This is a genomic window from Wolbachia endosymbiont (group A) of Andrena hattorfiana, assembly GCF_947179565.1.
In the GTDB taxonomy this organism is placed as follows: Bacteria; Pseudomonadota; Alphaproteobacteria; order Rickettsiales; family Anaplasmataceae; genus Wolbachia.
The window spans coordinates 318,761-339,233 of record NZ_CAMXBT010000003.1 but is presented as its reverse complement, the minus strand read 5'-3'; the positions used below and the strand labels follow the sequence as shown (position 1 = coordinate 339,233).

The 20,473-nt window shown below is 35.0% G+C and carries 19 protein-coding genes and 7 pseudogenes; 10 read left to right on the top strand and 16 right to left on the bottom strand.

Annotated elements, in window-relative coordinates:
* Positions 1-173: 173 nt before the first annotated feature.
* The 10 genes and pseudogenes from OM966_RS06735 to OM966_RS06690 form a co-directional block, all read right to left on the bottom strand.
* Positions 174-491 (bottom strand): annotated as a pseudogene (locus OM966_RS06735) (phage portal protein); the annotation flags it as partial.
* Positions 491-1,522: a PDDEXK nuclease domain-containing protein gene (locus OM966_RS06730; RefSeq protein ID WP_264329314.1), complete on the bottom strand. Its 1,032-nt coding sequence runs from the start codon at positions 1,520-1,522 to the stop codon at positions 491-493. The pseudogene OM966_RS06735 and the gene OM966_RS06730, both read right to left, overlap by 1 nt.
* Before the next feature lie 26 nt (positions 1,523-1,548).
* A complete protein-coding gene (locus tag OM966_RS06725) occupies positions 1,549-1,773 on the bottom strand; it encodes a gpW family protein (protein WP_264329313.1) in 225 nt (74 codons plus the stop codon).
* A pseudogene (locus tag OM966_RS06720) lies at positions 1,763-2,494 on the bottom strand (terminase gpA endonuclease subunit); the annotation flags it as partial. The pseudogene OM966_RS06720 and the gene OM966_RS06725, both read right to left, overlap by 11 nt.
* A gap of 5 nt (positions 2,495-2,499) precedes the next feature.
* Positions 2,500-2,832, bottom strand: a pseudogene (locus OM966_RS06715) (Holliday junction resolvase); the annotation flags it as partial.
* Positions 2,833-3,511: 679 nt separating this feature from the next.
* On the bottom strand, positions 3,512-3,895 hold the full coding sequence (locus OM966_RS06710) for a DEAD/DEAH box helicase (RefSeq protein ID WP_264329312.1): 384 nt from the start codon (positions 3,893-3,895) through the stop codon (positions 3,512-3,514).
* A 121-nt stretch (positions 3,896-4,016) separates the two neighbouring features.
* Positions 4,017-4,187 (bottom strand): SNF2-related protein, encoded by a 171-nt coding sequence (locus tag OM966_RS06705; protein WP_405197154.1) that lies wholly within the window; start codon positions 4,185-4,187, stop codon positions 4,017-4,019.
* 34 nt (positions 4,188-4,221) lie between these two features.
* Positions 4,222-5,169 (bottom strand): SNF2-related protein, encoded by a 948-nt coding sequence (locus OM966_RS06700; RefSeq protein ID WP_264329310.1) that lies wholly within the window; start codon positions 5,167-5,169, stop codon positions 4,222-4,224.
* Positions 5,170-5,199: 30 nt separating this feature from the next.
* Complete coding sequence (locus tag OM966_RS06695) at positions 5,200-5,907, bottom strand: hypothetical protein (protein WP_264329309.1); 708 nt, start codon at positions 5,905-5,907, stop codon at positions 5,200-5,202.
* Between the two features lie 246 nt (positions 5,908-6,153).
* Positions 6,154-7,017: an SWIM zinc finger family protein gene (locus OM966_RS06690; RefSeq protein WP_264329308.1), complete on the bottom strand. Its 864-nt coding sequence runs from the start codon at positions 7,015-7,017 to the stop codon at positions 6,154-6,156.
* A gap of 417 nt (positions 7,018-7,434) precedes the next feature.
* On the opposite strand from OM966_RS06690, the gene OM966_RS06685 reads away from it, so the two are divergent.
* The 6 genes and pseudogenes from OM966_RS06685 to OM966_RS06660 all read left to right on the top strand — a co-directional run bounded on the left by OM966_RS06685 (position 7,435) and on the right by OM966_RS06660 (position 14,679).
* Entirely contained in the window at positions 7,435-10,143 is a 2,709-nt protein-coding gene (locus OM966_RS06685) for a lipase family protein (RefSeq protein ID WP_264329307.1), read from the top strand.
* Positions 10,144-10,294: 151 nt separating this feature from the next.
* The gene (locus tag OM966_RS06680) at positions 10,295-10,426 is read left to right on the top strand and encodes a hypothetical protein (protein ID WP_264329306.1); all 132 of its coding nucleotides are present in this window, start codon (positions 10,295-10,297) and stop codon (positions 10,424-10,426) included.
* 562 nt (positions 10,427-10,988) lie between these two features.
* A pseudogene (locus OM966_RS06675) lies at positions 10,989-11,741 on the top strand (IS5 family transposase).
* Positions 11,713-12,054 (top strand): TomO hydrophobic C-terminal domain-containing protein, encoded by a 342-nt coding sequence (locus tag OM966_RS06670; protein ID WP_264329305.1) that lies wholly within the window; start codon positions 11,713-11,715, stop codon positions 12,052-12,054. The pseudogene OM966_RS06675 and the gene OM966_RS06670 overlap by 29 nt, the downstream one beginning before the upstream one ends.
* Positions 12,055-12,157: 103 nt before the next feature.
* Positions 12,158-13,525 (top strand): NAD-dependent DNA ligase LigA, encoded by a 1,368-nt coding sequence (ligA, locus tag OM966_RS06665; RefSeq protein WP_264329402.1) that lies wholly within the window; start codon positions 12,158-12,160, stop codon positions 13,523-13,525.
* A gap of 347 nt (positions 13,526-13,872) precedes the next feature.
* Entirely contained in the window at positions 13,873-14,679 is an 807-nt protein-coding gene (locus OM966_RS06660) for an Rpn family recombination-promoting nuclease/putative transposase (protein ID WP_264329157.1), read from the top strand.
* On the opposite strand, the pseudogene OM966_RS07620 reads toward OM966_RS06660, so the two are convergent.
* A pseudogene (locus OM966_RS07620) lies at positions 14,642-15,569 on the bottom strand (IS110 family RNA-guided transposase). The gene OM966_RS06660 and the pseudogene OM966_RS07620 overlap by 38 nt on opposite strands.
* A gap of 200 nt (positions 15,570-15,769) precedes the next feature.
* Between OM966_RS07620 and OM966_RS06645 the strand changes: the two are divergent.
* The 3 genes and pseudogenes from OM966_RS06645 to OM966_RS06635 all read left to right on the top strand — a co-directional run.
* Positions 15,770-15,919 (top strand): annotated as a pseudogene (locus OM966_RS06645) (Rpn family recombination-promoting nuclease/putative transposase); the annotation flags it as partial.
* A gap of 20 nt (positions 15,920-15,939) precedes the next feature.
* Complete coding sequence (locus tag OM966_RS06640; RefSeq protein WP_264329304.1) at positions 15,940-16,464, top strand: pyrimidine dimer DNA glycosylase/endonuclease V; 525 nt, start codon at positions 15,940-15,942, stop codon at positions 16,462-16,464.
* Positions 16,465-16,490: 26 nt separating this feature from the next.
* A pseudogene (locus OM966_RS06635) lies at positions 16,491-16,661 on the top strand (Rpn family recombination-promoting nuclease/putative transposase); the annotation flags it as partial.
* Positions 16,662-16,742: 81 nt separating this feature from the next.
* On the opposite strand, the gene OM966_RS06630 reads toward OM966_RS06635, so the two are convergent.
* The 5 genes from OM966_RS06630 to OM966_RS06610 form a co-directional block, all read right to left on the bottom strand.
* Entirely contained in the window at positions 16,743-16,892 is a 150-nt protein-coding gene (locus OM966_RS06630) for a hypothetical protein (protein ID WP_264329303.1), read from the bottom strand.
* 16 nt (positions 16,893-16,908) lie between these two features.
* A complete protein-coding gene (locus tag OM966_RS06625) occupies positions 16,909-17,385 on the bottom strand; it encodes a latrotoxin-related protein (RefSeq protein ID WP_264329302.1) in 477 nt (158 codons plus the stop codon).
* Between the two features lie 51 nt (positions 17,386-17,436).
* Positions 17,437-17,850: a hypothetical protein gene (locus OM966_RS06620; protein WP_264329301.1), complete on the bottom strand. Its 414-nt coding sequence runs from the start codon at positions 17,848-17,850 to the stop codon at positions 17,437-17,439.
* Positions 17,851-17,863: 13 nt separating this feature from the next.
* The gene (locus OM966_RS06615) at positions 17,864-18,154 is read right to left on the bottom strand and encodes a DUF1016 N-terminal domain-containing protein (protein WP_264329300.1); all 291 of its coding nucleotides are present in this window, start codon (positions 18,152-18,154) and stop codon (positions 17,864-17,866) included.
* Between the two features lie 127 nt (positions 18,155-18,281).
* On the bottom strand, positions 18,282-18,968 hold the full coding sequence (locus OM966_RS06610; RefSeq protein WP_264329299.1) for a TerC family protein: 687 nt from the start codon (positions 18,966-18,968) through the stop codon (positions 18,282-18,284).
* A gap of 268 nt (positions 18,969-19,236) precedes the next feature.
* On the opposite strand from OM966_RS06610, the gene OM966_RS06605 reads away from it, so the two are divergent.
* Positions 19,237-20,403, top strand: coding sequence for a Fic family protein (locus tag OM966_RS06605; RefSeq protein ID WP_264329298.1), 1,167 nt, complete (start codon positions 19,237-19,239; stop codon positions 20,401-20,403).
* The last annotated feature ends 70 nt before the right edge of the window (positions 20,404-20,473 follow it).

Sequence of the window (20,473 nt, the reverse complement as noted above, 5' to 3'; positions counted from 1 at the left end):
TGGCAAGAGTAGAACATGAGCGTTTTGTAGCAGCACAGCAATCACCACAGTAGTCTATTTCTAAATAAAAAAACTGTTTGCATTATATCTCATATTGTGGTAAGCCTAGCGTTAAGTGGTTCATATGAAGTAAAAATGAAAAACATTATCATCGCAGGCTCTGGTCCTGTTGGTTCATCTGTCCATCTCAGCCATAATTCTTGCACTTTTTTCCGAAACTCTGCATCTTTAGCTTTTGATTGCGGTTTTATTCCTGTTCCAACGCAATTACTCACTATCGTATCGATGATGTTTGCCGCATAGGAGTTCTTTCTTACCATGTCACGTGAACGACTACGCAGGTGTTCAAGGCTTTGAGACAGCAAGTTGTTTATGCTTCCTGACTCTGGTTGAAAGTGCAATAATCTCCTTTCTGAACCTGATGCATCCCATGCTGAACCTTTAGACTTTGGTGGTTTGCGGAATAATTGCTTGAATGATTTTAGTAGCATCACTTTTCCTTATCTGAAACTTTCGATAATTCAGCTTCTAACTCTTCTATTGTTGGCAGAGCTGTTTTTACCTCTTCTGGTAGATTTTCAGTGATTTGATACTCTGCTAACCCTATTGGCTTGTTCATGTCACGTAATGCATACTCGGCTACAACTCCAACTTTAGAGCGATATAGGATAAGACCAATTGATGGATTATCACCTGGCTGTCTTAATAAATCATCAACTGCTGAAAGGTAAAAATTCATCTTTCCAGTGTATTCTGGCTTAAATTTCCCTGCTTTTAGTTCAATTACAATATAGCAACGAAGCTTAACGTGGTAAAAGAGCAAATCCAAATAGAAATCTCTATCTTCAACCTGTAAATGGTACTGCCTTCCTAAAAATGCAAACCCTTCACCAAGTTCTAAAAGGAAACGTTCTATGTGAGCTACAAGAGCTTTTTCTACTTCCCTTTCATGCGCTTTTTTACCAAGACTCAAAAAATCAAATACGTAAGGATTTTTAAGCGTTTGCTGTGCTAAATCTGATTGAGGCGATGTAAGCTTATTCCTAAAGTTTGTTATTGCTTTACCTTCACGTTTATACAAATTTGTTTCAATTTGCATCGACAAGATATTGCGAGACCAGCCGTGTTCACGCGACTTTTTAGCATACCAAAATCTTTCTTCTTTGTTTTTAATTTCGTACATTATTACGATATTGTGACCCCAAGGTAATTGGTCAACAGCTTGTTGACCAATTTCGTTTTCGCTATATTCTTCCGCAAACCTTCTCATATACTTTAGATTTTGAATGCTAAACCCCTTCATATCAGGAAAAGCATCTCGCAAATCTTTACTTAGTTGTTCAATAACTTTCGCTCCCCAGCCATATTCTTTTTGCCGTTTTAAGATTTCTGTACCAGTATAATGATAAAGCAAAATAAGCTTACTATTAACCGCAAGTGCTGCTTTGTAACGATTAGTAGCAATATAACCTTTCAACTGCTCTAAAAATTCTGTATATTCTTTTCCTATAATTTTTGTCATAGTGTTCCTTTCAACGATTTTTATCATTATATGATCCCTTTATTCGTTGAAATAACAATTTTTCTTTTTGGCTTCACACCTGCAACTTTTAACTCTGCTTTGATTCGTTGCCTGAGCTCCAATAAATCCTTTATTTGAACTTCCCCGTACCGAACTACATGGTCACCATATGCAATTGAGACAACCCTTTCCCCGCTCTGTAGCTTCTTTATCGCTTCTTCTACTTGTGTTAAATATTCTTCACTGTACATTTTTCTCGCTTAGCCACTTGCTCTTTCTCACTCTTTTTGACTTTTTAGCTTTTTCACCTGCTAAACTCTCCCATTTACTTTCTGGCCATCTATCTATTCCCAGGGCAATAGACGCAGCTCTTGCATAAACTCTGCAATCTAGTACTTCATTTCGGTCTCTTATCTTTTGCCACTCTTGTTTGGTATATCCTTTTACTACTTTGGTAATTAGTTGCTCTGCGGTTAGCTGTTTAAAATACTCAGGTGTATACTCTGGAAAATGACAATACCCCGGCGCCCCTTCTGTTAAAACATTAAGTAGCTGAAAAAGCTCTGACTTTAATATCGATACCCCAACTGGCCACAGCTTCATTCCTCTCTTTAGCTTTTGTCCGCTAACTGTTACATCTACTCTACTTGGGCTGCTCAGTGGCACTAGCGCTTTGTTTGCCCCTTTTACTGCCATTACTCTCCCAGAGCCTTGGTGACTTCTTACCCAGTTATATACCTCTTGTGTTGCATACCCAGCATCTACCGCCATCATGCTTATCATGTATTCAAGCCCATTTTCACCGATAAAATGATGATTTAATAGCTCCGAAAGTTTTCCCCATACTTCTTCCCCTCCCGGATCTCCTTCAAATACCTGGTAGTCTATTGACCAACTTTCTCGGGTTTTTCCCCATGCTACTACTTCTAACCGATCTTTTTGCACATCAACCCCTGCCGTCAACACTACTTTGCCACACTTGCATTGCCTTTACCGGTGATAAAACGTTTTATCGTCTTGACAGGTACACCTTGATAAGGTATATGATGCTTTTCACACCAAGCAGCTAAAACAGCAAAGAAACCACCATAACAATGCGCAGCATCAGTTCCAAGGTGTCTCCTTACCTCCTCAAAGTACACTGTAGAAATGTCTTTCAAGGAATTAAGCCAATTACTAAAACTTAAAAAGCACATGCCACCTCCGCTGAAACGGCTAGAGTGAAAACTCTCACTGCCACTTTGGATTACTCCATCTGTAAGAATTGCCCAGCCGGTTTGCTTGCCGAGGTCGAGTGTTAGGATTGACATAACTGGAAATTTTCATCTAGAGACAGCAAATATATGCATGTAATATATATACGTAAATTCTCAGAAATTCGTCCAAAAAATGTGAAAAAAAGTTAAAATAATTTTAAGGCAGCTAATTACGTTTTTTACAACAGAAGTCTTCGCTATTTGAGTTGTTTCCATTTTGGAAATAACTGTTTGTCGGGATTTTAAAGAGGTTACATGGGTTTTTGATAAAGGTGCTATCTCTTCTATCCAAATCACTAATAACGCTATAACAATCCTCTAAAACGCTTTAAAGAATTGGGTTGCAGTAGAGACAATTGAAATGGGCTAATAGCTCTTTATTTACAACGAAAATGTGCTATGTAAAACTGTATCTTTTTGGTTTTAATTTTAAGGGGGGTGAAAAATTGTCCCCTCCCTTGAGAGAGCCCTATATCTCTGCTTTTTTTGACTACTACAAAAGAAGCTTTTCCGTTGGAGACAATAAATTTTGCTCTTTGTCTCCATTTTGAACTATTGAGCGGTAGTTATCTGGTTCTTTACATTAAATAACTCAGATATATTATAGTGCATTTTTTATATTAACTAAATCTCTTAACCGGTCATTGTTAAATTCTGTAATCCAACTCTCGCCACTACTTATAGTTAGGTTTGCCAATTCCTTCTTGCTTTGAATCATCTCATCAATACGCTCTTAAAATGTACCTGTTGAAAGTAGCCTATACACTATAACATTACGTTCTTGCCCGATACGATAGGCCCGATCTGTTGCTTGTGCTTCCACTGCTGGATTCCACCACAAATCGTAATGTATTACATGGTTTGCTGCTGTTAAATTAAGTCCTGTTCCTCCAGCTTTTAAAGACACTATAAGAATGTTGGACTGGAATAAGTTTTGAAAGTCATTAACCATTTCGTCTCGTGCTTTACGGGACAGTCCTCCATGTAAAAATGGCACTTTTGACTCAAACCTTTCTTCAAGCAATTTAGATATAATTTCACCCATTTCAGTGTATTGAGTAAATATCAATGATTTTTCTGCAACTTCACCAATACTAATCAATATTTCCTCAAGCATCTGCATTTTACCGGATTATTCAATACTCGCACGCTTTTTCTTGCCAAACTGTGATAGATGGTTACAAATTTGCTTTAAAGCATTGATAAGTTTAAAGATTAGTCCCTTACGTTCAATTCCTTCACTTTTTTCTATTTTTTCCCATATTCGCATCAACAACTTCTTGGTAAAGAGCCGCTTGCTCTGGAGTGAGAAAACAATAACAATTACTCTCAATTTTATCTGGTAAATCCTGAATAATGCTTTTATCGCTCTTAAGTCTACGTAACATAAAAGGGCTAGTTATTTTCATGAACCTTTCTAGGCAAGATTTATCTCTCTCTTTCTCAATTGGTATTGCAAAGTTGGTCCTTAAACTGGGTAGCACTACCTAGGTAAGATCTATTGGTAAAATCAAAAATACTCCAATACTCTAGCAGTCTATTCTCAACAGGTGTACCACTCATAGCTATTCTACATTTTGCTTTTATAGCTTTAATTGCTCTGGTTTGGTCAGCGTCACGGTTCTTAATATTTTGTGCTTCATCAATTACGAGCAAAAACCATCCAACTTTGTCAAGTTCTCTCTTATCGCTACGTGCAATACCATAAGATGTTAGAGCCACATCATAATCACTTGCTAATCCTCGATTTTGTCCGTGATAGATGAAAAGCTTTAATTCTGGTGCAAAACGTTCCATCTCTCGTTGCCAATTACTTAATATGCTTGTTGGAGCTACTATCAAAACTCTATCCCGATTTAAAAATCCTGTATTTTTACAATATAAAATAGCTGCAATAACTTGTATAGTCTTACCAAGACCCATATCATCAGCAATTATGCTACCAAACCCACTTTCTATGTTCTGTACAAGCCAGCTAAATCCGCGTTCTTGATATGGGCGCAATTGTGCTGTCAGATTGTTTGGCGTAGTTACAGGTGTATAAGTGTTAAGTTTTTTAAACAAGCTTGTAAGCTGCTGGTCAAATGCTACTTTAGTTTCATCCAACTCACCTGTTAAAACAGCTTGCATGAGTTCTGCTCGATTGAGAGAATTAGGTAGCTTATCAAGTTTCTTTAGTAAACCTCCTACTTGTTTGTCATCTAGAAGTACATACTGATCCATAATACGCACAAGTTTACGAGAGTTTTTTAGTAGCCTCTTAAACTCTGAAATACTAAACTTCTTATCACCTATTGCTACTCTCCAATCAAACTTTAATATGTCCTCAAACATCATGAAGATTTCGTGATTATCATCATCTTCTTCTTTTATTTCATCTTTAGTAGACAAGTTAAGACTTAATTGCGGTTTGAAGACTTTTTACAAGGATTCTGGTAAAATAGCTACAATGCCAATCGTTCTTAATATCGGCAAAGTGTCTGTAAACACTGATGAGAAACGATCTAAGTATAGAAATAATGTACGATTACTGTTGATTGATTTTTCTAATTCTGGTATATGCTCAAGCAAAAATGCAAGGTCAGATAAAATACTCAGTCTTAATTCTTTATTTTGATTAGGAAGTGCCTTATCTAATTTCATCGGTGGCTCTGTACCGTCCAGAGATATCTGTATGTCAAGTTCAAATCTGTCGTAATGATCCCGTATAATTAAATGAAATTTGTATGGTTTACCTGCTAAGTAAAGGTGTGACAACCAGACATTAATTATTTGCGATTTTTCTTTGTCGATTAGTCCATGAAACTTTTGATACTTGCCAGTGAAAAACAGTCTAAAGATGTTCACATATTTATATTCATCAAGTGATACAGGAAAATTGTTTGTTATATATCCTAAAAGGATGAGAGAAGTAGCAACATTTACCTGTTCCTCTGGTTCTATAGCACGTCCCTTGTACTGCACCAATAGAGGCGGACAAATAGATGATATCTTGCTATGAATTTCCTTAACTGATTCATTAGACAACGCAGGAATCCATCTCATTATAATTTCTTCTCTTTTGTTTTGTAATACTTGTGGTATTAGCGCTGACTTTTCCATCAGCATATGTGCAAACTGTGAAATCATATGCATGAAGCGAAGTTCAGGATTAAGCCTGTGAAGTAACGAATTAGGAATGTCGTTTAAAAATTGTGCTACATTTTTTGGTAAATTTTTATCGGTTGCAAATAACTTACTTATACCATTGTTTACCTGAATCAGTTGATAACGATCATCAATAAATAGTTAAAATGTTTGCCAATGTTCGATATGCACCCATTTCTCAATAAACAGTTCTTCTTCTGTAAAAGACTGATTTCCTGTGGGATATCTTTACCAATGCTTATAAGCTGTTTGCAAGGTATGGCAAAAGTTTTTCTCAAAAAAAAGCGGATTATTCGTCAAAATACTGCAAACACAATTAGCAAGGTCAGGAATAGTTGATAAGTCAATGTTATCTAAAATTACTTGATTGGAAGTTGCTTGATCGCATGTTTTAAATACATCATCAAGCGTTAAGATTTTTTGAACATCTCCTAATTTTCCATCCCAAAAATCATCGATGAATGCTAGTAAGTTACAATTACGAATATTAAAAGCCAATAAAGGATTTCTATCAATCTCTTTAGCAATAAGATAAATTACAGCAGCAATATGCTTACAAGGTACAGCCCTATCAGGACAATTGCATCTTGCATTTATTTCTTTCCGCTCTGAAGTAAACAATTTCGTACCAAGATCATTGAGCTTATCAAGCAAATTGATCGTTCTTACTTCTCTCCATTTTAAAGAAAACAATTTAGTGTAAAAATTATTGAGTTTATCAAACAAACTGATTGTTTTTATTTCTTTCCATTTTGAGGGAAACAACTTAATGCCAGAATCATTGAGTTTATCAAGTAAGCTGCTCGGTAACCGTCTGTTTATTAACCGAGATAATATAGCTGGTGAAGTTTTTATAATTTGATGAATGGTATGATTCTCTGAAGCATTGAATTCTCTTAGTATAACTTCAACTCTATATGATTGACCCGAACCATAAACTTTAGCTACGATTACATTACTATTAATTTTAATACCAGAGACTCTCCCATCATTGGCATAGGTTCTACCACGTTGTAATCGATTATCGCAGTCAACTCCACCAAGGCATTGAAGCCACTTCTTACCCCACCATGTTCTTCCATAAATAGTCATTTTATAAAATCGTATATTTCAATATAAATAAATTGAATATTAATCTTATAGATAATTTTTCTAAATATATCAAACCCACCTTAAACAACTATAGTGTTTCTTCAGAGCAAGCTACCAATTTTAGAACGGTTTAACATCAATTACTACTATAAAACGCCAACAGAAATAAGTTAAAATAAGCATTTGTTTGTTGCTATAGATCAAATTTACTTATGTTAAGCTGCATAAAAGTGCAACCAAGACTATACAAAAAGACTTAAAACTCTCAAAACCTTATGAATTTATATGTAACCAGTACTCCTAATTTATTTACAATTCATCACTCTCTGGGACCATACAGAATTGGGGTTAAAAGGTTTACTTGGGAAAATAGTTTTTTATGCTATACTTGATTAATTATTAATAGAGGCTTAAGATATGGCTCGTGATGATTCCCTGGATTCAAGTTGGGTTGATTTAAGCGGAGAAACAATTGGAACTAAAGATCGTCGCCATTCTGGAGGTTCAGGTGTTGAAAGTCAATCTGATCAAGGCTCTACAACTACATTAGAATATAAGCTGACACAATTTTTGCTTGATCAGGCAAAAGCTGATAAAAATGATCCCAGTGTAAATTCTGGTAAACAAGCATACCTTGATCTGAAAAGGATGAATTTTATAATTAATAAGCAGACAATAGGAGAAGATTATGTTAGCGGATTGTATAATAAGTACAATAACTTAGTTTCAAATGGAAAGGAGGATTACCGTCTATTTGCAAAGCAAGTCTTCACAGAAATGTTCAAGCATGCTAAAGCAGAAGTTCCAAACGATCACATACTGGAAGAATTAATTACTAGTTGTAATCAAGCGGGGCATGAGTTTGCGATGTATGGTCAAATTCAGCCTATACTTGCTCAGTATAATTTAACACCAATAATTGATAAAAGAACAATGAGCATTCATTTTAATAGCACAAATTCTGTAGATATTGAACATCATGAAGTTATAAATGTAATCAATTCTAACGATCCAGAAGCAAAAATATGTGAGTCAAATAGCTCACTAGAATTCACGCTTAAGTCTCAAGATGGTAAAGTAGAGTATGAAAATGGCAAAGTAACATTTACCGTTCCTCAAGAATTAAATAACTACAAAACTGATGGTAAAAGTTTATTAGGTGATATTAAAGAATGTTTTGCAGATGCTGATAATGCAGTTATTGAGTCTCTTACTGCAAATATTGGTGAAGGTCCTAAGTCATTTGTTGCTGAAAATCCGTCTATTACTATTTTAGATAATGTTATACGTGAAAAACATTCCTCAATTATTCAAAATGTGCACACAAATTTTATATTGAAACTCGCTGAAAATTCAGGAGTGGAGTTTTTAACCATCCAACAAAGATATCAAAACGCTTGTCATACTTCTATAAGTGTAGATAATAATGTTGCCGGTCAGTTTAATGAGGAACTTAATGGAGATGATTCAAATCTAGAACAAGATGAATTTGAAATAATTGATATTCAAGAAGAGCAAAGGCCAGGTATTTTAGGACCAAATAAAACTGAAATTGCAGGATTTAGCCAAGAGAAGTTATTAGAAATCATCAATTTTGTTAAGGTAGGCTATTATGTTAGTGATTATAACCTTAATAATAAAAAGTTTTCTGAGTTAGAGGAAAGATCTTATAGAGTTCCAGCTAAACTTAAGGAAGAAGGTTATAAAATAATTCAATTCTATAATATGCGTGATAATGAACAACCATATCGACATGCTGGTTATGTTTTTATAAAAGATAAGGAAATAACTATAGTTTACCGCGGTAGTCGTAATCTCTTTGACTATATTACAGATATTAGAATACCTTTAATTTATGCACCTGAGCTTTTGCCTGAAGGTGGAAAGATCCACTCAGGTTTTTATTCTTTATTTAAGGATTCTTGGGGCAGTGTTTATGAGATACTAAGAGGGTATGCTAATGATCAAAAGTTAGAAATTAAAGATTTTAAAATTAACCTTGCAGGTCATAGTATGGGAGGTGCTATTGCCACCATAGCTGCTCTATGTTTAAGTGTAAGAGAGGGTGCAGAAGATTTGCATGTTGCAACTTTTGCTTCTCCAAGGGTTTTCGATTCTGCTGCTGCTGAGGTTTATGAAGAGCGCCTTGGAAAGAAAACTATTAGAGTAGTTAATCAATCAGATTTAATACCTTCATTACCACTTGGTTCTATGGGTTATAAACACGTGGGTGAACAATTAAGAATAAGTAGTAGTTCTTCACTTTATGCTCATCCATTGGACGTGTATCGCAATCTTATTGCAAATCTTGAACCTGACCAATTTAAGTCTGATAATAGTGTATCTATATACTATTATCTTTCTTACCTTGTTACAGTATTGTATAATGTATCCACTGTACCAAGTTACCTCATTCCAAATACCCATTCAAATGGTGATGAGCAATATTTCAAACAAGTAAAGAACAAACATAAAGATGCTTCACTTTCTGAAATGATGAAATATTCTGGATCTAGTAATAAACAGAAAGTAGTAATTTATGAGGATTCTAAACCTGGTAAAGACGGGTTTATAACCTTTCACACACTTGATAACTTGTTTGCCATGATGCTATCTTTACCTAGACATGGAAGAGGTGAAGGGTTAAAAGTTAACCTTCATGGTATTGCTTTTTTTGTTAACAATAATTATCTCAGTGGAAACACCATTAGTCTGAGGCTATTGAAAACCTTAATTGATAACTATCCAGTAAGCTTGGCACTTATGAAGAAAGAGAAAAAGAGTAATAAACTTAATGGAGGTTCTTCTTTTACCGCAGCTATCTCAACGTTAACAATAGCTGAAGTTTCTTCAACGAATTCATCTTTAGGTGATCATAGCAATAATAATGTACAAATCGCAGTGCAGAGTGATGAGAATCAGCAAATGAATGCTGAAAAAGCTGGTAGCAGTAACACTCCAGGAATTCCTGAACAAATACTTGTACCAAGTAATGAAAAAGAGCTTGTAGCAAGTACAGGTACGGTATGGGAGATGTCATTACCAAAACAGGAAATGCAGGAGATTTGCGTGTTGCAACTTTGGGTACTCAACAGGTTGTTCCTCATGGTGGTGCTAAAATTTTAACAAGTTTTATAAAAAGAATGCTACTGGGCTTTCAGTAGAGTTTATTGCTGGTAATATTAGTGAGATAGTACAGAAGTTTCTTAACGCTGGGATATCACAAGTCGTAGTTTCTACCTCCACTGGTAGTTCCGTATCCTTGGGTTTTAATGATATGAGTAAAGCAAGTCAAGGAGGACTTCAAAAAATAGCAAAAGCACTTATGGACTTGTTTACAAGAGGTGAATCTAATAGTAGAACTGTCAATGCTATTACTAATTTTTCTACTGTTAAACACCAGCCTTAAAACAAGAAAATAATACTCATGGCAACGATCAACAACCAAGTGATTCTGTTTCTATATTCAAAGTGATGATGTAGAAGTCGGTAGCACTACTATAAATGATCAATCAACCTCTATTATCAGTAGCGATGGTGAGGATAAACAAATTCCTGTTCAACAAGCAATTCCTATAGTTCCCAAGAAATCAGAAGAACTTGCTGCACAAACTGCTCAAGATATATCAGTTGGAGATGATGTAGCAGCTTCCGTTATTAGTAATGATAATCATAGTGATTCAAGTGAAATTCAGTTATAAGCTACTGTTCAACAATTTATTAATAAAGATGGTACTGCACCATCTGTTCAACTAGCTGCACCTAAAAGTTTAGATAAGAATAGTGGTAAAAAAGATACACAACCAAAACTAATACCAACAGGGGTACCTTTAGTAGCTAGTAAAGACTCTAACCGAGTAAATAATGTTCAAGGTAACAGCAAACAACCTAGGCTCTGTGGACAAAAAATATGAAAAGAGAGAAAAAGATGGTAGTTTAGCCTAATAGGTAAAAAATGGAGAAACTACCATATGCAATATTACATCAAAGAGGAAAATTGGAAACAAATTTTAGAGTTCATAAAAAGCGTAAAAGGAATGCACAGCAAAGATGAAAAACGTTTAAGAATATTCATAGAGGCAGTGTGGTACATAGTGCGAAGTGGTTGCCAATGGAGACTTTTACCAAAAACTTATGGTAATTACAGGAGTATACATAAGCGATTTAAAAGATGGTGTGAAAGAGATGTCTAGAAAAAATTGCTTGAATATATTAAACAAGAGCCTGATTTAGAAGTTGCTATAATCGACGGTACGATCATCCGAGCCCATCCATGTTCATCTGGATATACAAAAAACTCCAAGGATCAAGAAGCTTTAGGGAGGAGCAAAGGTGGCTTTACAACTAAAATACATGCGCTTGTCGATGCACTTGGAAATTCACTTAAATTTACTCTGACTCCTGGTCAAAGAAATGAAATTACGCAGGCACAAGTGTTAACCGAAAGTATCTATAACTCTACTGTAGTAGCTGACAAGGGCTACGATAGCAATGCCTTTGTTATAAGTCTTGAAGACAAGGGATGTACAGTAGTTATTCCGCCAAAACGGAATCGAAAAGTGCAAAGGTATTACGATGAGCATATCTACAAAGAACGTCATTTGATTGAGTATTTTTTTGGTAAAATTAAAAATTTTAGGCGCATTTTTTCCAGATTTGATAAAACTGCTGAGGTTTTTATGGGTTTTCTCAATTTTGTTGGAGCTCTTGTATGGCTTCTCTAAAATTTTGTCCACAGAGCCTAGTTATCCAGACAAAAACAACCCTGCTCCACAAAATGCAAAAAGTAAGTTGCCTGTGATAGCTGCTGCTATGTTAGCAATAACCGGAGTTGCTAAAGGGATAGCTATTGCAGTTTACTTGGAAATGCTAATGGTAGGAATAGCAGTTGGAGCTTGTTGTCTAGTTGCAGCTACAATCATATATTACTGTAATAGACCTTCAAATTTAGTTGAACCTCCAGCTAGTTGTAATAGGCCTTCAAGTTTACTTGAGGGTAGTAATGTTGAACCTTCAGCTAGTGCATCCATTGTATAATAAGTTGAAGAATAAATATAGTAGTTTACCATTTAATAATTTATTATCATTATGTTAATTATTGTAAAATAAGAACCAAAGCCTGATTTAAAATGCGTACTCGATAAATACTTCGGCGAAAGTACTCAGGTACTTTGCCTATTCTTTAATTGGTGGAGCAGAAAAGACTCAATTTGAAGTATTAAACAAGTTAAAAGAGCTAGGATTCTGTGTTAATGAGTATAAATTTTTAGCAAACAATGCAGATGAAATGTTGGAGTTCTACAATCAAATCTATAGTAATCGTCATAATTTAGGCTATGATATCGATGGCGTAGTCTACAAGGTTAATGATTTGAAATTACATGATAGATTAGGAAATACCAACAAAGCACCACGCGGGGCTATAGCACACAAACTTCCTGCAGCTCAAGGAAAAACTAAAATAAAAAAAATATCAGTACAAATAGGCAGAACAGGTGTGCTGACACCAATTGCAGAATTAGTTCCGATAAATATAGGAGGGGTGATCATTACTAGAGCAAATCTGTATAATAAAGATGAAATTAAGCGCAAAGACATAAGGGAAGGTGATATCGTAGTAGTAGAACGAGCTGGAGATGTTATTTCCCGCATTGTAGAAGTGGATAAAAAGTCTCGTTCTCGTAATACACCAAAGTTTATATTTCCTGATACTTGCCCGGAATGCGGAAGTGCAGTAGATATATTTAAAGATGAAGCTACAGCTAGATGTTCCGGAGAAAACGGTTGCCAAGCACAGCGAATAGGAAAGTTAAAATATTTTGTGGAAGTTCTTGACATTAAAGGTTTTGGCAGTAACCAAGTGGAGTTCCTTTATGACCTTGGTTTGATAAGGAAAATATCTGACATTTTTGCTCTCGAAGAAAAACTCAAAAATTTCAACTTAAGTGAACAAGAGGGATGGGGTGAAAAATCAATATCTAATTTACTGGATTCTATCAATAGCAGAAAAACCATAACTCTTGAAAAATTTATATCTTCTTTGGGAATTAAATTGGTCGGACCACACGTAGCAAAATTACTAGCAAAACATTATAGCTCATATGAAAATTGGTATTCTGCTGATGAAGAAGAATTAATGAGCATAATAGGTGTAGGAGAAAAGATTATAGATTCATTAATATCTTTCTTCTCTGGAAAGGATAATATTGAAATGGTAAATGACCTTGCTGCTCAGTTAAATATTCTGCCTGTGGTTGCTAATACTAGCAATTCCATTTTTAATGGCAAAACAGTAGTTTTTACTGGAAAACTTTCAAAAATGGAAAGAAATGAAGCGCAAGCACTAATGGAATCTTTAGGCGCGATTGTGAGTTCAAATGTATCGCCTAAAACGGACTTCTTGGTTGTCGGTGAAAAACCTGGGTCAAAGTATAAAAAAGCTTTAGAACTAGGTGTTAAAATTTTAACTGAGAAAGAATGGCTTTTTCACCATAAAAGAAACACTTAGACCAGTTCAGAATGGCCTTTATATGTATAACTTCAATTTTGGGGGCATAACTACTTAATTTCATCGCCAGGTTAGTCTCTCACACCAAAAATAAGTATTTTTAAAGCTCTTTATAGCTACTAAATTCATGAATTCATTTGCCAGGGTTTTTAGGTATTTTATAGCGTGGCTTATAAAAAGATCTACAAAAGGACCTCTAAGGTGCGTAGTAGTATTCTAAAGCCACCTATGGGAGACATTTTTTTCATCAACGCATTCAAAACTTAAAAAAATAAACTAAAAATAAAGAAGTTGAATATTTTTTCAGAATTATGTATAATTATCAATGCTTTTTAGGTTAGTTCGTTATGGCTCTTTCGAAGTTTCTCGATCCCAAAAATGATGTCGCCTTTCGCCGTATCTTTGGTACTGAAAAGAATAAAGATATCCTCATTCACTTCCTCAACGATATTCTGGGCTTTACTGGCAAAAATGCAATACAGGATATAGAGTTTTTAAGTACTATTCAAGACCCTGATATTGCCTCTAAAAAGCAAAGCATTGTTGATGTGTTGTGTAGGGATTCCACAGGAGTGCAATGCATAATTGAGATGCAGGTCGCTAAAACTAAAGGATTTGAAAAACGTGCCCAATACTATGCTGCCAAAGCCTATTCAAGACAGGCTGACAAGGGCGGTCAATACCATGACCTTAAGGAAATTATCTTTATTGCTATAGCAGATTGTATTTTATTTCCTGATAAGTCTGAGTATAAATCAAAACACACTATTCGCGATGAAGATACTAATGAACATGACCTAAAAGATTTCTACTTTATCTTTATTGAGTTGCCTAAATTTCCAAAAACCAAAGAGGATCAGCTTTCAAGTATTGTTGAGAAATGGATCTACTTCTTTAGATATGCAGATGAAACTAGTGAAGAAGAGCTAGAAAGAATAATAGGAAGTGATCTAATAATTAAAAGAGCTTATGAAGAACTAAATAGGTTCAACTGGTCTGAAAAAGAATTTATTGCCTATGAACAAGAGATCAAGCGTATTCGTGATGAACAGGCTGTACTCGCTCAAAAACTCGATGATGCTAAACAAGAAGGTAGACAAGAAGGAATCTACCGTCTTAAACATCAAGATAAAAATTATTGTTTTTTATCATAGCATTTAAACAAATGATGATTTTTCTCATTACAGCAACTAAAGCGACTTTGCCAGAGTCAACTAAACGCTGGTAAAATACTTTCATTTTTTTATTATGACGCATTGCAACCACAGCAGACATGTATAATGCTTTTCGAGCATAAAATCTGCCACCTATGACTTGGGCCTTGCTCACTTTCCTTCCGCTTTCACTAGTTTTTGGTGCAACTCCAACTAGACAAGCTATTTCCTTATTATCTAACCTACCAAGTTCAGGTACCTCTATGAGTAGGATACTTGCGGTTTTCCGTCCAACACCTTTATAGCTAGTTAGCAGTTTGCTTTTTTCCTTCAAATCAGGATCAGAGTTTATTATATCTTCTATGTCTTGCCTAATTTGCTCTAATTGTTTTTTTGCAAATTCTATCTGTTTTTCTATATATTCCCTGGCTTTTCCTGTAACCTTATGCAAACGACACTTATTTGCATGAACTTCATCGTTTAGATTGCGCTCAACTGCTCTTAGCTCTTTTAGTTCTTCTTGCTTTTGTGAAACTATGTATTCTATTACTTCGTCATTTTTTGTGATAAATTCAGCATATTTTTCTAGTAATTTTGCATCTAATTTATCTGTTTTTGCAAAGTGGTTGCAGGCTTTTGCAAATGCATACCCGATTTGGGTGAGCTCTGTGAACAGCTATGTTATGTTCTTGTAACAATTTTATTACAAGTTTCTCATAACCTCCTGTGGATTCTACTACACATAACTTAACAAATACGTTAGCCATTTTCGACTTTATAAACTCAGATATAGCTCTCTCTGCATTTTCTATACGCTGATGTTTATTGTTGATTGAGATATCAAGTGTTTCTTTTGAAACATCAATACCCACAAAAACTGTTCTAGCCATTTTTGTACCTATAAATATAATCAAATAATAATGTAAATGCTGTACAGGATTGTGATTCGATCTTTTAGATCCTCCTACCGTTCGTACTCCATTTTTTAAAGCTAGGAGTGTACTGAGATGCCTACGATTTCTATCAATCAATCCAATTGACAGTATCACTCCTTGCTCATTATAGTCTTGCGACTTTGATTTAATATACAATCCTAATCGGTCATGAAAAAGGCAGAAAAGAGGGTGAAAAGCAAGCTAAAATAGCAGTTGCAAAGAATCTACTTAAAGCAGGGGTTTCTATTGATATTATAGCTCAAACTACTGGTCTTACAGTTAACGAAGTCAAAGACTTAAGCTAATTCTATCTTTGGGTGTCTAGATGAACATCTTTATACTAGATGAAAACCCAGCAATTGCGGCTCAAATGTTATGTGATAAGCATATAGTAAAAATGCCATTAGAAACTGCTCAATTATTGAGTAATGTTTTTTCAACAGCATTGAAAGTGCCAAATCCTTTTGTCAGTATCATAAATCAGAATATAGAAGTCCTATATAAACTGACTCACAACAATCATCCTTGTTCTTTGTGGGCTAGGCAATCGAAAGGGAATTTTTGTTGGTTGATAGAGTACGGAAGAGAATTATGTAAAGAGTACACTTGGCGATACAAAAGAAAGCATAAATCAGAGGAAGTAATAAATTGGTGTGATAGTAATAAGGATTTACTCATTTTTCGATCAACTGATATGCAAGCTTTTATACAAGCACTGCCGGATCAGTATAAATGCAGCAGTTCTGTGGAAGCTTATAGGAGATATTATCTCAAGGAAAAGATGAGATTTGCTAAGTGGGAAAATGGCAGAGGAGCACCAGATTGGATAATAGGAAATCCTGCGACGTAATACCACAGCTAATACAGCTCATAAATAGAGAAGCCATCCAAATCGGACATGAAAAAAGCATCCTAATCGGCGAAGAAAAAGGTGAAATGAAAGCTAAAATAGCAGTGGCAAAAAATTCACTTAAGGCCGTTGTCTCTATAGATGTTATAGCTGAAATCACCAGACTTTCCCTTGACGAAATCAAACAGACTTTCTAATCAATCAACATTAGTTAGAGAAACAGTAGGAGCAAGTAGCCACAAAAAATGCAAACACCTGCTCCTTCCTTCACTCAGGCTCTATCTGATCAATTCAGTAGAATTAGTTGTAATTGATACGTTATTTAAATTGATTCTAGGACCAGATAGAGCTACAGCTTTATTAGTACTTACTGATGAAGGATCAACATTTGCTTTGTCCAGTAAAGGCATCATTTCTTTCTGCAACATTTTCTCGATTTTACCTTTAAAAAGACATTGAGAATTTCTCCTTTTGCTCTAATGCTGGACAAGCTTTTTCTGCATATGAGTACAGCATACCTGAGATTTCATGATAGTTTCCCGCTATGACTTTCTTAAGTACACTTGATTGTACTTCTTGAAAATTAATTTTTAATTGTTGTACCGATATACCACAACGAAAAGCTGCTTGTTTTAGTTCTGCTTCAAACTTATCTACGATATTTAATGAATAGCCTTGTGCCTCTTGCAAAGAAATCTGTTTATCTGCTGAAGAAGTATACATTTGTCTTTTACCTCTCTTGGCCAGCAACATATCAGCTAATAGTATTCTTCCATTTATATCAGATTGTGCTGAAATGCTTCTAATGTCTGGCACCACTTTAGTTTTATCGTCAATTCCTTTTACAAATTCTTTATTTACTAAAGGCGCTGATAATAGAGTCTGCTTGTTGGAAACGCTTTGAAAAGATAATCGACTCATTATGTTTACAAACCAACCTCGAATCTGGAACAAAAGTGGTTTTAAATAAGGTTAATCGATAGAACGACGGCTACGGTTCCCATTCTCTACTTCCATCGAAGAGTTTGCTACTTGAATTGTTTTGTAGTTTCTTTCCTTTACCACCCCAGCCTTTCTTTTTGTCATTTGATAGTCAACGGCAAGTGTAGTTATAATCCCTAGTACTATTAGGCTAGAAGTTACTACTGCAGCAAGATTTACCCTGCGTGTTGATACAAATGAAACAAGCCCAGCAGAAAAAGCAACTATAGGAGTGAAAAAAGTTCCAACTCTTATATAGTCTGTGCGATAATCCCTTATCCTATATAACTCATCAAGTAAAATTGGACCAAACTCCCATCCAAATAACCGACACTTTCTACGACTAGATAAGAACTCAACAACATTTTTTTGCCACTCAGACAAACTGGATGCATGTTTTATCAATTTCTCCCCATTCCTATATTTGCACCATCCGAAACAATGAAGCTCTATCAAACCCACGTCCATATTTAATCTGAAGTTCTTTTGCAAGTTGGGAGATGATTCGTTTGCCATAGTCTGCACGTTTGTGCTTTAAGATATCTTGACCAATTCTGAAGCCAATTTCCCAATTTAACAATACTAGAGTAGAATTGAAATGTGTAGCAAGATGATTCTTTGCTCTATCTATTAAATTACTAATATCCCCTAATAAGCTAGTAGTGATATCCATCAACGCTATTTTCAATAAAGAACCATTGTAGCACAAAAACTAACTTTCTTAGATTTTAATATGTATGCAAGAGGTTACTTTCACCCCGAAAAAACATTACTACTTCCTCTTATTACCTTAAATCCACAGGAAAATCTCGCTTGAGTGAGGCTATATCTACACACTACGTTTTCTTTATTTTGCTTATAACTTCCACAAGCAGTGCAAACATAAATGAAGAATACAAATATCCTTTTGGTAATTCTATATGAAATCCATGAAGTATGAGGTACACACCGACAAGTAAAATAAATAAGATAGCAATTACTTTTAAGCCTGGGTTAGATTTGATTAACTGGGCGGTATAACTTGATAAAAACAGCATTGCTAGCATGGAAAATGTAAACGCTGTGGCAATTATTATCATGTTATAAGTTAATGCTATAGCAGTTAATATCGAATCAACTGAAAAAACTAAATCTATTAATATAATTTGTAGCACAACTAAAAAAAATTTTGATTTAACGTTTGCTTTCTTTTTATTTTTCTTACATACAAAGATGTCATCCCATAACTCCATAGAGCTTTTAACAATAAGGAATAATCCCCCTGCGATCATAAGTAAATCCCTTGCTGAAATATTTAGCGATGCAGTGTGAAATATAGGTTTTTGCATTGACAATATAGATGATGTAAAAAATAGTATTACAAAACGCATTAATAGCGCTAATCCAAGGCCCATAAGGCGCACTCTTTCTCTCAGCACATTTGGTACCTTATCTATTGCTAGAGAAATAGAGATTAAATTATCTACACTAAGTATAGTTTCAAGTAGTGTAAGTGTCAGTAAAGTCCAAGCATCAGCTAGCATTTTTGTCCCAAATTTGGCTCTTCTTACTCTACAATAGATGTGTAAAAATTAAGTGACTTCATTCAGAAGTTTTATAGCAGCTCTCCAGAAAAACAGAATAACTGCTAATATAAAGTTCAGCAGCTTCTTCTATTTTCGTTTTTGAGTAAAATCAATAATAAGAGAGTTTCTTATTTTCATGCACGCAAATAAGATAAAGCCTTATTTTCATTTTTGACTTTATTTGAAAATAATATATACCATAAAAATAGTGTACTAGGTTGAATGAATGTATATTAAAGGATCACCATCAGGCAAAGTTGTTAGAGCATTCGCTGGTTATCAGGCATTTATACCTAACCCCTTGCCACCAAAATTTGAATGGGACAATTATTTAGTTAATAGTCTTTCCAGAGCAGATCATATTTTGGGTATGTTATCCAGGGAAGGAGCTAAATTGCCTAACCCTCATCTTCTCATACGACCCTTTATAGCACGTGAAGCAGTTCTTTCAAGTAGAATCGAGGGAACTCAAGCAACTCTTGGTGAAATTTTGGCTCAAGAAGCAGGTGCTAATGTAGATCGCAATCCCGATGATTTACAAGAAGTACGCAATTATATATCAGCGCTCGATTATGGACTAAAACGTTTACAATCTTTTCCACTGTCGCTTCAGTTGGTTAAAGAAATTCACGGAAAACTTATGCAAGGTGTAAGAGGTTCTCACGCAACTCCAGGAGAATTTCGCCGAGTGCAAAATTGGATTGGAAGCCCAGGATGTACAATAGACACAGCAAAATATGTGCCACCAATGCCAGGTGAATTGATGGGTTGCTTGGACTCTTTTGAAAAATTTTTACATGATAGAACATTACCCCCACTTATACATATAGCTCTATGTCATTATCAATTTAAAGCGATTCACCCATGCTTGGACGGTAATGGACGTATTGGACGTTTATTAATAACGTTACTTCTGATCGAAAGAAAATTATTATCATCACCCCTATTATACTTAAGTGCATTTTTTGAAGCTACAAGAAGTGAGTATTATGACCAACTTTACAATATAAGCAACAGAGGCACGTGGCATGATTGGTTCTCTTATTTCTTAAATGGTGTAGTACTGCAATCATTGGATGCATTGTCAAGAGCAGAACGAATTAACATTTTGATTGCAAATTGGCAAACTGAAGTTAGTTTTAAAACTGAAGGAGTTGCGAGTGGTATTGTAAGGTATCTCGCTGTAAACCCTTACTTTACTATAAGGAAAGTGGTTGAAAACTTAGGTGTCGTATTTACAACAGCCCAAAGAGCAATCGTAAAGCTTGAAGATTTAGGCATCGTTTCACAAACTTCTCAAGGAAAGAGAGATTGGGTTTATTGTGCAACTGATATTTTGAATATTCTAGAAGAACCAACTAAGATGACAGAGAACTTCGATAGCACATTATAGCTATTGTGATGAATAAATTCAGCAAACAGCAAGCTTAAAGAGTCTGATCCAATGGACATGCTGAACAAAA

Coding starts and splice junctions, on each gene's coding strand:
- OM966_RS06730 (WP_264329314.1), bottom strand. CDS start 1,522: ATGACAAAAATTATAGGAAAAGAATATACAGAATTTTTAGAGCAGTTG.
- OM966_RS06725 (WP_264329313.1), bottom strand. CDS start 1,773: ATGTACAGTGAAGAATATTTAACACAAGTAGAAGAAGCGATAAAGAAG.
- OM966_RS06710 (WP_264329312.1), bottom strand. CDS start 3,895: ATGCTTGAGGAAATATTGATTAGTATTGGTGAAGTTGCAGAAAAATCA.
- OM966_RS06705 (WP_405197154.1), bottom strand. CDS start 4,187: ATGAAAATAACTAGCCCTTTTATGTTACGTAGACTTAAGAGCGATAAA.
- OM966_RS06695 (WP_264329309.1), bottom strand. CDS start 5,907: ATGATTTCACAGTTTGCACATATGCTGATGGAAAAGTCAGCGCTAATA.
- OM966_RS06690 (WP_264329308.1), bottom strand. CDS start 7,017: ATGACTATTTATGGAAGAACATGGTGGGGTAAGAAGTGGCTTCAATGC.
- OM966_RS06685 (WP_264329307.1), top strand. CDS start 7,435: ATGGCTCGTGATGATTCCCTGGATTCAAGTTGGGTTGATTTAAGCGGA.
- OM966_RS06680 (WP_264329306.1), top strand. CDS start 10,295: ATGAGTAAAGCAAGTCAAGGAGGACTTCAAAAAATAGCAAAAGCACTT.
- OM966_RS06660 (WP_264329157.1), top strand. CDS start 13,873: ATGGCTCTTTCGAAGTTTCTCGATCCCAAAAATGATGTCGCCTTTCGC.
- OM966_RS06640 (WP_264329304.1), top strand. CDS start 15,940: ATGAACATCTTTATACTAGATGAAAACCCAGCAATTGCGGCTCAAATG.
- OM966_RS06630 (WP_264329303.1), bottom strand. CDS start 16,892: ATGTTGCAGAAAGAAATGATGCCTTTACTGGACAAAGCAAATGTTGAT.
- OM966_RS06625 (WP_264329302.1), bottom strand. CDS start 17,385: ATGAGTCGATTATCTTTTCAAAGCGTTTCCAACAAGCAGACTCTATTA.
- OM966_RS06610 (WP_264329299.1), bottom strand. CDS start 18,968: ATGCTAGCTGATGCTTGGACTTTACTGACACTTACACTACTTGAAACT.
- OM966_RS06605 (WP_264329298.1), top strand. CDS start 19,237: ATGTATATTAAAGGATCACCATCAGGCAAAGTTGTTAGAGCATTCGCT.